The following is an 8,785-nucleotide window of genomic DNA, read 5'->3' as shown; positions in this document are numbered from 1 at the left end:
GCATGCTGCAGGCCCAGGAAACTACCGTGCGCCAGTTCGGATGGGACACAAGCCGCCCGGCTGTCAGCAAGGCCAGACGAACGCTGGCGAAGAAGGAGTTTCAGAAGTTCGAGCAGGCCCAGTCGTCGTACACGTTGGCAACCGAAGAGGGAAAGGAAACGTCGAAGTCCCAGAGGCGCGACATCGAACGCATCTCGGTCCAGAACTTCAAGGGCATTCGCCGCGTAGACCTCGATCTGGTCTCTGTCGGAAGCGGCGGCGGGTGGTTGATGCTGCTCGGCGAGAACAGCGTCGGAAAGAGTTCAATCCTTCAGGCGATCGCACTCTGCCTCGGCGGCGCCGAGTCCTTCGCGTCCCTGGTGCGCGACAAGCGGGTTGCCTCCGAAGACCTCATCAATGCGGATGCGCGAGGGCGCAAGGCCATCGTTACGGTGAAGTTGACGGGCTTTGTCGAACCCCACGAGATGATCGTGACGCCGGACGGCGCCACCTTCAAGCGTCCCTTGGACAAGTCCGCCAAGGTCGTCGTGAACAAGAGCGGAACGGTGAGCGTCTCCGGCGACGAAGAGGCGAAGAACGTCCAGTTCGTGCTGCTGGGCTATGGCGCAACGCGCCTGCTGCCCCGAGGCAACGCAAAGAAGTATGGCCAGACCTACGCCCGCATCGACAACCTGTTTGATGCGTTCCTCCCGCTGTTCGATGCGGACGCCTGGCTCGCGACCGTGGAGAAGGACTTCTTCGACGAGGTGGCACTCGCGTTGAAGGATCTCCTGTCCATCGACACAGAGGTGATGCTCCTGCGTCCGAAGGGACGGGTCGTTGTCGACATGAACGGCGACAAGGCTCCGATCAAGCGGCTGAGCGACGGCTTCCAGTCGGTGGTCGCGATGACCATCGACATCCTGGAGGTCGCCATCCGACTCTGGGGGACGTCACGCAGCGCCGAAGGCATCGTCCTCCTGGACGAGATCGGCGCGCACCTGCATCCCACGTGGAAGATGCGCATCGTCACGAGTCTCCGCAAGGCCTTCCCCGGCATGCAGTTCATCGCGACTACCCACGACCCGCTATGCCTGCGGGGCTTGGGCGAAGGCGAGGTCGTCGTCATGAAACGCGGCGCCCACCGGCACATCGAGGCCGTCACCGACCTGCCATCCCCGGCCGACTTCCGCGTGGATCAGCTGCTTACCTCGGAGTTCTTCGGGCTGAGCAGCACGGTGGACCCCGAGACCGAGAGGAAATTCGACCAGTACTACGCCCTCCTGGCGCTGCCGACCCGCAGCCCTGAGCAGGAGACCCAACTGGCACAATTCCAGGGCGAACTTCCGCAGCGCAGGTACGTCGGGGACACGGTGCGGGAGCAGCTGATGTTCGAGGCGGTCGATCGCGTCGTCGCACGCCATCGCGCCGCCGGGAACCTTGCGATGCCGGCGATGAAGGAGGAAGCCAGCAGCGAGATCGCGCGCCTGTGGAACGAGTCTGTCTCCTCCGTACTGAGGCGTTCGTGATCCGCATCGAGAAGAGCGCGGCCACCCCAAAGCTGCCGGTCTACACGACGGAACGCGACGGCCCCAACGGACCGGAAACGCGGGCGGCCAGCGAGCTGGGCCTTGCCATCGGCTTCTTCACGGACAAGAACAACTACGCCAACAACAAGAAGCTCAACAAGAAGTCCTTCGGCTTCAAGGTCTACAAGGACAAGGGCATCGCGCGAGAGCTGGATCGCATCTTCGACGGGAAGTGCGCCTACTGCGAGAGCCGTTTTGCGCATGTCATGCCCAAAGACGTCGAGCACTWCCGTCCGAAGTCGGAGGTGGAGAACCCTGGCCAGCCGGCCGTCATTCCCGGGTATTTCTGGCTGGCTGGCGACTGGACCAATCTGCTGGTTTCTTGCTTGGACTGCAACCGCGCAAGAAAGCACACCGTGCCGGGACAGCCGAAGGGGGTCAGCCTGGGCAAGCACAGCCAGTTCCCGCTGTCTAACGAGGCACGGCGGGTGCGGCTCCACACGGCCGATGTTGCCAGCGAGGAGCAGCACCGACTCCTGCTCAACCCGTGCATCGACTATCCGGAGAACCACCTCACCTACGATGACGACGGCCTGGTAAAGCCGACGGTGGCAGGCGATGCAAAGGCCGAGATGTCCATCATCGTCTACGCCCTGCAGCGCAAGGCGCTGGTCGAGAACCGCAAGCGACTCCTCAACGACCTGACGCTCAAGCTGCAGTTGCTGAAGTCGCTGGCCGTCGAACTCAACGCGATGGACGGCAACACGCCGGCGGCGACCCGAAGCGCAAAGCTCGGCCAGATCAAGCTCCAGATGGACGGCATCTGCTTGATGTTCGCCGACGGCCAGCAGTACTTGGGCTTGCTGCGCGACAACGTGCGACGCAATTTGGCCACCGGCGCGTTCGCAGACATCACCCAGGCCGGCTTCAACCTCCAACTACTTCTGCCATAGCCGCGGCGCCTGCAGATGCACCACCGCCGGCGGCCGCCGGCCCCCTCGAGGGACGACGAATGAACACACAAGATCCCACGCGGCCGCAATGCGATTCCAGCTCGCTCGGCGCCGCACCCGGCAGCCAGTCTGACGCAGTCACCCACGCCAGGAGACCGCTATGCAGCGGGTGCTGTCATTGGCTGCCAGGGATCGGGGTCACGCTGCTGGCCACAAACCAGCCACTGAGTTGAGCCCATGCCGGCGACACCAACGTCCGGTGCGGAGCGCGCAGCGGCCATTCAAGCCATACTTCAGGAAGTCCCCGGCACAGCGTCGATCGAATGTCGGCTACCCGTACCGGCGAACAGGCGCTCTCGACCCATGGCAGCCGGCCGCGGATTCGAACAAGCCGCTGAAAAGCCGGCACGGCTTCCGCGAACAGCCCAGGCAAGCCAGGCCGCAGATGGTCGAACAGGTGCTGCCGCTTCCTCGAGCCCTGTCCTTCGAGGCCTACCGATCGTCGAATGGCGCGAACACTTCGGCCATCCAGTCCACGAACAGCCGGATCTTGGCACTCAGGTGCCGGTTGCTCGCGTACAGCACGTGGAAGGGCTGGCGCGGGCGCGTCCAGTCGTCGAGCAGGCGGATCAAACGGCCGTTCTCGAGGTGCGGCGCGGCCATGAACTTGAATGCCTGTCCGATTCCCACGCCGGCCAGTAGAGCGCTCAAATGCGCGGTGCTCTCGTTGACGGCCACCTCCACTTGGCCGTGCACCAATATCTCCTCGCCCGCGCTGTGGAATTCGAGCGGGAACGCCCGCCCGGTGAGCGACGAGAAATAGCCGGCGACGGCGTGGCCGGGAACGCGACGCTTGCCGGCGTCCTGCGCCGGCCGGGACATCAGTTCGGAAGGGTGCTTTGGAACGCCGCGCGCCTTCAGGTAGACCGGGCTTGCGCAGGTCACCCAATCCATGTCGGCGATGCGTCGCGCCACAAGCGACGTGTCCGGCAACGGCCCGCCCCGAATCGCGCAGTCCACGCCTTCGCCAACGAGGTCGATCGGACGATCGCTGACGCCGAGATCGACATGCAGATCCGGGTAGCGCGCGCGGAAACCCGGCAGCGCGGGGATGAGGATCATGTTGGCAACGACCGAGCCGACGTCAACCCGGATGCGCCCACGCGGCTGGGCGCGCGTGCGCGAGGCGCTTTCGTCCATCTCTTCGAGTTCGCCGATCAGTCGAGCGGCCCGCTCGTAGTAGGCCGCGCCCTCCGGCGTCACGCTGACGCGTCGCGTGGTCCGATGCAGAAGCTTTGTTCCCAGGTGACGCTCCAGATCCTGGACAAGCTTGGTCACCGTGGGTCGTGGAATGTTCATGGTATCGGCGGCGCGCGAGAAAGCGCCGGATTCGGCGATCCGCACGAAGACGCGCAGCGCCAGCAGTTGGTCCATGGCTTGGGCCGTAGAGTTGTTTCGCCCCCATTATTCAAGCACATGAAATAAGAAGTGCAAATCCTCATCTTTATTCCTCCCCATGACATTCGTAAGCTTCGCTCACCCTCTCAACTCAGGAGCACGGCATGGGAAACAAACTCACCGGCAAGGTTGCCGTCATCACCGGCGGCACCACCGGCATCGGTCTGGCAGCCGCCAAGAACTTCGCGTCCGAAGGCGCGTTCGTCTACATCACGGGACGGCGTCAGGCCGAGCTGGATGCGGCCGTCGCCGCCATCGGGCAGAACGCCCAGGGCGTGCGAGCCGACTCGACGAAGCTGGGCGAACTGGACAAGCTCTACGACCTGGTGCGGACACAACATGGCCGCGTTGACGTGCTGTACGCGAACGCAGGCGGGGGCGAGATGCTGCCGCTGGGCGCAATCACCGAAGAGCATTTCGACCAGACCTTCGAACGCAATGTGAAGGGCGTCGTGTTCACGGTGCAGAAGGCGTTGCCTTTGCTGGAGAAGGCAACACGCGGCGCCTCCGTCATTCTGGCCGGCTCGACGACCAGCGTGAAGGGCACTGCCAACTTCAGCATTTACAGCGCGACCAAGGCCGCAGTGCGCAACCTCGCCCGCAGCTGGGTTCTGGACTTGAAGGGCCGTGCAATTCGCATCAACACGCTGTCGCCAGGGCCGATCCACACGCCCGGCCTGGTCGAGCTCGCAGGGCCCGAGGCCGCGCAGCAGCAGGGCCTGCTCGACTACCTGACCGCACAGGTGCCGATCGGCCACATCGGACAGCCTGACGACGTCGCCAGGGCGGCGCTGTTCCTCGCATCCGACGATTCGTCGTTCATCACCGGCATCGAACTGTTCGCCGATGGTGGCATGGCGCAGGTCTGAACTGCCCATCGACGAGCCCCTCACCTGTCAAGGAAAGTCTCATGACAACCGCACTCGAACTGCTTCAGGCTTATCAAGACAACGTCCGCACTCCTGCCGCCGCCGCGGCGCTCTTTGCGGACGACGGCGTCCTTGAACTGCCGACGGTCCAGGCGCATGCCCGCGGCCCCGCGGCCGTCGAGGCCCTGCTCTCTGGCCTGCTGGCCAAGGTACCCGACTTCCGCTTCAAGGACTTTAGGGTCTGGATCGACACGCCCGACAAGGTCTTCGGCGAATACTCGGTCGAGGCGATGGTGGTCGACACCGGCAAGATGTACCGGCAGACCTATGCCGGCGTGCTCATCGCGGAGGGCGGCAAGATCAAGTTGCTGCGCGAGGCACTTGACACCGCGGCTGCTGCGCGCGCGTTCAGCAAGGATTGAACGTGCAGCCGAGCTGGCGCCGTCAAGCGCTCGGCCCGGCCTTTCAGCGAGAGATCGGGCCGAGCCGCAGCAGGCTCTCCGCCGTCGACACGAGGTCTTCATTCGGCCGCGGATACCAACCACGTCGCGGACATCCACGATGCCAAGCGAGATATGCGGCAAGCCCGGCATGGTTCCCTCCAGCAGGCGCTTGGCGATGGAAGACGAGGCATCGGGACCGAGTGCCGACCCGAAGATGCCGACCGTATTGTTGACCAGATTGATCGTTTTAGTACACTTGGTAAATGGCAAGCAAATCAAGCGAAGCACCTCAGTCGGCGGCGGAGGCCCGGAGGAACTCGATCCTCGACGCCGCCGTCAAGGAGTTCGGGCGGCACGGATACCGGAAGACCTCGATCGAAGATCTGGCCGCTGCCGCCGACATCTCCAAGCAGGGTCTCTACCTGCATTTCGCGGGGAAGAACGAGGTCTTCCTCGCCGCGATGCAGAAGTACCTCGACGACTGCATGGCCCTGGTGGACAAGGCGCTCGGCCGGACCGACCTGTCGCTGGTCGACCGCCTGACGGCGGCGCTGGATGCCTGGTTCGGAAGGCACCTGGCCACGTTCAGTCCCGCGTCGTTCGACGTCATCGTGACGGGCGATCAGCTGTCTCCTGCCGCGGTCGAGGAGGTTAAGGGCGCGTTCATGAAGCGCATCGCCGGAGCGCTGGCCGCGTCGCCTGAATTCACGACGTCCGGTGCGAACCGCTCGGCAAAAGAGGTGGCGCAGGTGCTGTTCCTCTGCGGCCTCACCTGGAAGGAGGGTTCGCCCTCTCCGCGCGAATTCTCAGAGCGCCTTCGGCTCTGTGTTCGAGTCTGCTGTCACGTGAAGAAGTGAGGGAGCCGATGGGCATGGGCAAGATTCTCGTCACTGGCGGCTCCGGCTTCCTCGGTAGCCACTGCATCGAGCAACTCCTCCAGAGCGGGCACGAAGTGCGTACGACCGTGCGCTCGGAAAGCCGGCGGGCACTCGTTCGCTCCATGGTGGGTCAAGGCAGGCACCATGCCGATGATCGACTGGGCTTCGCGATGGCCGACCTGCAACGGGACGAAGGCTGGGCCGATGCGGTCAAGGACTGCGAGGTCGTCCTCCACGTCGCCTCCCCCTTCCCGCCCGCCGCACCGGAGCATGAAGACGACCTTGTCGTCCCCGCCCGCGAGGGCACTCTGCGCGTGCTGACCGCCGCACGAAACGCCGGAGTGAAGCGGGTCGTCCTCACATCTTCCTTCGCCGCGATCGGCTACGGCCACGGGCGTGCCGCCCAAGCCCTCGACGAGACGTCCTGGACTCACCTCGATGCGAGTTCCAGCGCCTACGTCAAGTCCAAGACCTTGGCCGAAAAGGCGGCCTGGAACTTTGTCACTACCGAAGGGAAGGGCATGGAGTTGACGGTGATCAATCCWGTGGGAATCTTCGGCCCCGTTCTCGGGGCCGACTACTCGTCGTCGATCTCCATGGTCAAGCACATGCTCGAGGGCCGGGTCAGCGCTTGCCCCAAGGTGTGTTTCGGCGTAGTGGATGTCCGCGACGTCGCAGACCTCCACATCCGGGCCATGACTCACCCAAAGGCGTCCGGCGAGCGCTTTCTCGCTTCGGCCGGCGACTGCGTGTCGATGCTCCAGGTCGCTGCCATGCTCCGCGAGCGCTTCGGCGACGTCGCGGCCAAGGCGCCCACCAGGGAGCTTCCCGACTGGTTGGTGCGCGTCGCCGCGCTCTTCAAGCCGGAGCTCAGGCAGGTTCTCCCAGAGTTGGGCAAGGACAAGCACATCTCGAACCGGAAGGCCCGCCAACTGCTGGACTGGGCACCACGCAGCAGCGAAGACGCCGTGGCCTCTGCGGCGCAGAGCCTGCTGTCCAGGGGGCTCGTGGCCATCAGCCCACCGCCCTGAGCCTCCGTACTCCGCAACCCAACTACCGGACTCCGTCCACGACCTTCGATCCACCTGAACGCGACCTCACCATGAAAACTGCACTCGACCTCCTCAAAGCCTATACCGACAACGCACGGAACCCCGCCGCCGCCGGTGCGCTCTTCGCCGACGATGGCGTACTGGAACTTCCGACGATCAAGGTGCATGTCACCGGACCTGTCGGAGTCGAAGGACTCCTGACCGGCCTACTGAAGCGTGTGCCTGATTTCAGGTTCAAGGAATTCAAGTCGTTCATCGACACGCCCGACAAGGCATTCGCTGAGTATTCGGTCGAAGCGTTGGTGCCCGACACCGGCAAGGTGTACCGCCAGACCTATGCCGGCGTGTTGATCGCGGAGAACGGCAGGATCAAGCTGCTGCGCGAAGCACTCGACACCGCAGCAGCTGCCGCCGCATTCAAGAAGGATTGAGGGCCCATCATGTCCGATCTCTTGAAAAGGCTGTCCGCCGAAAGAATTTCACGCCGCGATGCGGTTCTCGGCATCGCGCGCGGTGCCTCGGCTGCTGCGTTTACAACGAGCTTTCTGGCCCAGGCGACCGAGTTCGCCGGCCAGAGTGCCGCTGCGCAAGAAGCGATCAGGCCATTTCGGGTCGCCGTGCCACAAACCGACATTGACGACCTGAAGCGCCGTTTGGCCATGATGCGTTGGCCCGAGCGTGAAACGGTTTCCGATTGGTCGCAAGGCGTGCCCCTGGACACCGCGAAGCAGGTGATCAATTACTGGCACGACAAGTACGACTGGCGAAGGTTCGAGCGCCAGATCAACGGCTACCCGCAGTTCAGGACGCGCATTGACGACCTCGACATCCACTTCATCCATGTGAAGTCGAAGCATCCGGGCGCGCTGCCCGTCATCATGAGCCACGGCTGGCCGGGCTCGGTGGTCGAATTTCTCAAGGTGATTGGCCCCCTGACGGACCCGACTGCGTACGGCGGCCGTATTGAAGATGCGTTCGACGTCATCATTCCCAGCCTCCCGGGGTTCGGATGGTCGGGCAAGCCCACCGATACGGGCTGGGACGTCGTCCGCACGGCAAAGGCCTGGGGTGTCCTGATGAAGCGCCTGGGCTATGCCCGCTGGGTTGCCCAAGGCGGCGACTGGGGATCCGGTGTGACCCACGCGCTCGGCCATGTCAAGCCCGAGGGGTTGGTGGCCGCGCACGTGAACTGGGCCTTCGTCTTCCCGGACAAGCTGCCGGTGGACCCGACAGCGGACGAGCGATACGCCATGGATCGTGCCGCGCAGTTCACGGGCGACTGGGCCGGCTACTTCAGGGAGCAGGCGACCCGCCCGCAGACCATCGGCTACCCGCTGGCAGACTCGCCGGGCGGCTTGGCCCTCTGGATCTACGAGAAGTTTCAGGCGTGGACGGACAATCCCGGCAGCGTCGACAAGGTACTAACGATGGACGAGATGCTCGACGACATCTCCGTCTACTGGTTCACCGACACGGCGGCCTCGTCCGCACGCTTTTACTGGGAAAACACGCGCAAGGGCTCCGCCAATTTCAACGCCKGTGTCATCGACCTGCCGATGGCGGCCACCATGTTTCCTAAGGAGATCTTCACGACGCCGAAATCGTGGGCGGAGGCGCACTGGCC

The 8,785-nt window shown here is 64.1% G+C and carries 9 protein-coding genes; 8 read left to right on the top strand and 1 reads right to left on the bottom strand.

Annotation, left to right across the window (positions count from 1 at the left end):
• Together AC1D12_RS16580 and AC1D12_RS16575 are read left to right on the top strand one after the other, a co-directional pair.
• Positions 1–1,508 (top strand): AAA family ATPase (locus AC1D12_RS16580; protein ID WP_477841607.1); only part of this gene is annotated, 1,508 nt, incomplete at its 5' end.
• Complete coding sequence (locus AC1D12_RS16575; RefSeq protein ID WP_477841605.1) at positions 1,505–2,461, top strand: HNH endonuclease family protein; 957 nt, start codon at positions 1,505–1,507, stop codon at positions 2,459–2,461. The genes AC1D12_RS16580 and AC1D12_RS16575, both read left to right, overlap by 4 nt.
• 492 nt (positions 2,462–2,953) lie before the next feature.
• Here AC1D12_RS16575 and AC1D12_RS16570 read toward each other — a convergent pair whose 3' ends face one another.
• A complete protein-coding gene (locus AC1D12_RS16570) occupies positions 2,954–3,895 on the bottom strand; it encodes a LysR family transcriptional regulator (protein ID WP_477841603.1) in 942 nt (313 codons plus the stop codon).
• 128 nt (positions 3,896–4,023) lie between these two features.
• Here AC1D12_RS16570 and AC1D12_RS16565 point away from each other — a divergent pair, with 128 nt between their 5' ends.
• From AC1D12_RS16565 to AC1D12_RS16540, 6 genes are all read left to right on the top strand, one after another.
• Positions 4,024–4,788 carry an SDR family oxidoreductase gene (locus AC1D12_RS16565; protein ID WP_477841601.1) on the top strand — a complete coding sequence of 255 codons (765 nt, stop codon included), beginning with the start codon at positions 4,024–4,026 and terminating at the stop codon, positions 4,786–4,788.
• A 41-nt stretch (positions 4,789–4,829) separates the two neighbouring features.
• Positions 4,830–5,210, top strand: coding sequence for a nuclear transport factor 2 family protein (locus AC1D12_RS16560; protein ID WP_477841599.1), 381 nt, complete (start codon positions 4,830–4,832; stop codon positions 5,208–5,210).
• 284 nt (positions 5,211–5,494) lie between these two features.
• Positions 5,495–6,088 (top strand): TetR/AcrR family transcriptional regulator, encoded by a 594-nt coding sequence (locus AC1D12_RS16555; protein WP_073468920.1) that lies wholly within the window; start codon positions 5,495–5,497, stop codon positions 6,086–6,088.
• Between the two features lie 14 nt (positions 6,089–6,102).
• Positions 6,103–7,140, top strand: coding sequence for an SDR family oxidoreductase (locus tag AC1D12_RS16550; RefSeq protein WP_477841597.1), 1,038 nt, complete (start codon positions 6,103–6,105; stop codon positions 7,138–7,140).
• 71 nt (positions 7,141–7,211) lie between these two features.
• A complete protein-coding gene (locus tag AC1D12_RS16545; protein ID WP_073468919.1) occupies positions 7,212–7,592 on the top strand; it encodes a nuclear transport factor 2 family protein in 381 nt (126 codons plus the stop codon).
• Positions 7,593–7,601: 9 nt separating this feature from the next.
• Positions 7,602–8,785 (top strand): epoxide hydrolase family protein (locus tag AC1D12_RS16540; protein ID WP_477841595.1); only part of this gene is annotated, 1,184 nt, incomplete at its 3' end.

It is taken from the genome of Rhizobacter sp. P1_G5 (assembly GCF_056405435.1).
This window is presented reverse-complemented; position numbering and strand designations above follow the sequence as displayed.

Coding starts and splice junctions, on each gene's coding strand:
- AC1D12_RS16570 (WP_477841603.1), bottom strand. CDS start 3,895: ATGGACCAACTGCTGGCGCTGCGCGTCTTCGTGCGGATCGCCGAATCC.
- AC1D12_RS16565 (WP_477841601.1), top strand. CDS start 4,024: ATGGGAAACAAACTCACCGGCAAGGTTGCCGTCATCACCGGCGGCACC.
- AC1D12_RS16560 (WP_477841599.1), top strand. CDS start 4,830: ATGACAACCGCACTCGAACTGCTTCAGGCTTATCAAGACAACGTCCGC.
- AC1D12_RS16555 (WP_073468920.1), top strand. CDS start 5,495: ATGGCAAGCAAATCAAGCGAAGCACCTCAGTCGGCGGCGGAGGCCCGG.
- AC1D12_RS16545 (WP_073468919.1), top strand. CDS start 7,212: ATGAAAACTGCACTCGACCTCCTCAAAGCCTATACCGACAACGCACGG.